At 59.0% G+C, this 2710-nt stretch carries 3 protein-coding genes and 1 pseudogene; 3 read left to right on the top strand and 1 reads right to left on the bottom strand.

What is annotated here, in order from left to right; all coding sequences use genetic code 11:
• Positions 1-641, bottom strand: a 641-nt coding sequence (locus Q0288_RS02175) for a hypothetical protein (protein WP_299426497.1), incomplete at its 3' end; no start/stop codon positions are given.
• Between the two features lie 129 nt (positions 642-770).
• Between Q0288_RS02175 and Q0288_RS02170 the strand changes: the two genes are divergently transcribed.
• The 3 genes and pseudogenes from Q0288_RS02170 to Q0288_RS02160 all read left to right on the top strand — a co-directional run.
• Complete coding sequence (locus Q0288_RS02170) at positions 771-1814, top strand: aminopeptidase P family protein (protein WP_299426494.1); 1044 nt, start codon at positions 771-773, stop codon at positions 1812-1814.
• Positions 1811-2425, top strand: coding sequence for a septal ring lytic transglycosylase RlpA family protein (locus Q0288_RS02165; protein WP_299426491.1), 615 nt, complete (start codon positions 1811-1813; stop codon positions 2423-2425). The genes Q0288_RS02170 and Q0288_RS02165 overlap by 4 nt, the downstream gene beginning before the upstream one ends.
• Positions 2422-2710: pseudogene (locus Q0288_RS02160) on the top strand (endonuclease IV); the annotation flags it as partial. The gene Q0288_RS02165 and the pseudogene Q0288_RS02160, both read left to right, overlap by 4 nt.

Below are 2710 nucleotides of genomic sequence, written 5' to 3'. Positions count from 1 at the left end.
CACCGCTGTGGAACCCGTATTCCATCCACCATCTGATAGTTGGCGAAAAAGGTGATGCTCTCCCCAACCTCCGGGATGGTCAGGCGTTCGCCCAGTAGCAGGCCATCGGCACCAAACAAATAGGTGCTGACCCACCCCTGGGTGCTGACGGTGAGCAAGCGGCCCGTCTGGTTCCGCAGGCTGCCCGGGGACACACTGGCCCGTTCCCGGTTGCTGCTGCCATATTTCAGACCCAGCCAGCCGGTGTAGAGGCTCGAGCGCAGCAACTCCCGCTGACTGGCCGGTAAGGGCCGCAGCGAGGTTTCGCGGCTCCAAAAAAAGCTCTCCTGGGGGCTGTACTGCTGCAAAGCCAGCGGGACTGGATTCGGACTATTCAAGCTTTGGGGGTCGTAGATCTCCAGCCGCACCCGGTTGTTGGCAAAATCCACCAGCAACAAGGTCACAATGCGGCTCTCCTCGGTGCCATCGGCCGCGAAGTAGATGTTGGTGGTGACTTCGCGGTAGGTTTTGAGGTTGGTCAGGGCCGCACCGCCCAGCACAGCGCGGCCTCGCTCGAGCAACTGCGCCGCCTCGGGCGAGACCTGGGCCAGGGCCAGGGGGGCATGGAAAACCAGAAGCCAGATCAAAGCAAAGTGGCGCATACACATCCTCTGGAAGAACTTAACACGCCAACGACTTCCTTCCATGAGATTCTTGTGTATAGTTTCACAATATTACCCTTGTGAAATGAGTATCGGCCTGAAACCCTGCGGTTAGGGTAGAGTCGGATCGTGAACTTCAACCTGCTGCTAGACGAGCTCGAGCTCGACGTGCTTTTCATCTCCAATCCCCACAATGTTCGCTACCTTTCAGGGTTTGTAGAAGGCAAAGATGCCAGGATCGTCATTACCCGTACTGGAGTTACCCTCATCACCGACGGGCGCTACCTGGTGGAAGCCAGCCAGCAGTGCTTTCCCCACCGCATCCTGCTGAAACGCTCGGAGATGCACCTGCTCCTCGCCGAGTTTTTCCTTGGCCGGGTGGGCATCGAGGCCGATCACCTCAGCGTAGCAACCCTGGATAGCTTCAAAAAAGACTTTCCGACCCTGGAGTTTGTCTCCACTACGGGGGTTTTTGAAAAACGGCGCCAGTGCAAAACCCCCGAAGAAACTGGTCTCATTCGCAAGGCGGCTGCGCTAGCCGACCTGGGGTTTCAGCACATCCTGCCCTTCATAAAGCCAGGGGTACAGGAGTTGGAGGTAGCCCTGGAACTCGAGTTTTTCCTGCGCAAAAACGGCGCAGAGGGGCTGGCCTTCGGCATTACGGTCGCATCCGGGGAGCGCAGCTCCATGCCCCACGGCGGCGTCAGCAAGCGCAAAATCCAGCAGGGGGAGCTGGTCACGCTGGATTTTGGCTGTGTGGTTGGAGGCTACTGCTCCGACATGACCCGCACGGTGGCGGTGGGAAAGATTTCCGAGGAGCTGCGCTCCATCTATCAGGCGGTGCTGGAGGCCCAGATCCTGGCCCTGGAGGCGGTTGGCCCAGGGAAAAGAGGCCAGGATCTGGATATGCTGGCACGCAACCACCTGGCGAGCCGGGGTTATGGGGAGTACTTTACCCACGGGCTGGGGCACGGGGTGGGTCTGTTTATCCACGAAGGCCCCAGCCTGGGCCAGACCTCAGAGGATACCCTCGAGGCTGGTAACATCGTAACCATAGAGCCTGGCGTCTACATTCCCAATGTAGCCGGTTGTCGTATCGAGGATCTGGCCCTGGTCACCCAGAATGGATATGAGGTCTTTTCAAAAAGCCCCAAACACCTGATCGAGCTATGAAGCACTGGACTGCCCTGCTGTTGTTTTGTGGACTGGCCTGGGGACAGGGCTATGTGGTACAGCCCGGCGATACCCTGCAACGCATTGCCCGGCTGTTTCAGGTTAGCGTGGCCGACCTTATGATGATCAACGGTCTGATCGAAGACCCCTTGCCGGTCGGTATAAAGCTGGCCATTCCTACCTCGGACTGGGATCCAATGAACCTGGAGGTACTGCCCCTACCCGAACTGCCCGATCCCGCCGAGGAAACCCCCCCCTGGGTCTTTATTCGTCCACCCGCAGCCCCCGAAGAACCCGCCCCGCTCCCGCCCTCTGTCCGCTCTATCCAGCAGGGCTGGGCCTCCTGGTATGGGCCACGGTTCCATGGGCGTCTAACAGCCAATGGGGAACGCTTCAACAAGTTTCACATGACCGCCGCCCACCGCACCCTGCCCTTCAACACCCGGGTCCGCGTTACCAATCTGCAAAATGGCCGGAGTATCGTGGTTCGCATCAACGACCGTGGCCCCTTCATCCGGGGCCGAATTATAGACCTGTCTTTTGAAGCCGCTCGTCAGCTTGGAATGCACCGGCAAGGAGTCATTCAGGTAAAGGTGGAGATTCTCAATTGAAATACGGTTTTCATGTGTCCATTGCCGGCAAACTGGGAATTGCTGGGGCCGCCGAAGAGGCACTTTTGCTGGGCTTGGGCGCCATCCAGATCTTTGCCAAGAGCCCTCGCGGTTGGACAACCCGCAGCCTGCGAGCCGGAGAAGTAGAGGGTTTCAGAGCCCGCAAGGAGAATCTGGGGGTTTTGCCCACCGTCATCCACGCCTCCTACCTGGTGAATCTGGCCGCTGGAGGCGAGCTCGGGGACAAGAGCATATTCAGTCTGGCCGATGACCTGTCCAAGGCCC

The organism is uncultured Meiothermus sp. (assembly GCF_937863175.1).
GTDB lineage: Bacteria > Deinococcota > Deinococci > Deinococcales > Thermaceae > Meiothermus.
This window is presented reverse-complemented; position numbering and strand designations above follow the sequence as displayed.